Origin of the sequence: Bacillus manliponensis (genome assembly GCF_000712595.1) — a bacterium.
In the GTDB taxonomy this organism is placed as follows: domain Bacteria; phylum Bacillota; class Bacilli; order Bacillales; family Bacillaceae_G; genus Bacillus_A; species Bacillus_A manliponensis.
Genome location: NZ_JOTN01000100.1, coordinates 1 through 329 on the forward strand (window position 1 = coordinate 1; position 329 = coordinate 329).

Sequence of the window (329 nt, forward strand, 5' to 3'; positions counted from 1 at the left end):
GAAGTAAAGATATGGGAGATGTCTCTCGAAGAATTTAAAGCAAACACAGAAGAGCGACGCTTGGCTGAGTTAAAGCTACGTGATGCGAAACTTGCTATTTATGATGAGTTGAAGAAGGCAAGTGATGACTATCTTGCAAAAATGCAGGATATAAATCAAAAGCTTATCGATGAAGAGAAGAAACTCAATGAAGAATATGAACGAGCGATAGATCAGCGTACTCAGGCTATTCGAGGGTTTGCTGGTCTTTTTGACGAGATCAAAGCAAAAGAAGCTGTTTCATCAGAACAACTGATTTCTAATTTAGAAGGTCAAGTTGTAGCAATGGC

Annotated in this window: 1 protein-coding gene; it reads left to right on the top strand. The window is 38.9% G+C overall.

Annotated elements, in window-relative coordinates; all coding sequences use genetic code 11:
• Positions 1 to 329: hypothetical protein (locus BAMA_RS24830; RefSeq protein ID WP_034644499.1), on the top strand; the 329-nt coding region annotated here is incomplete at both ends.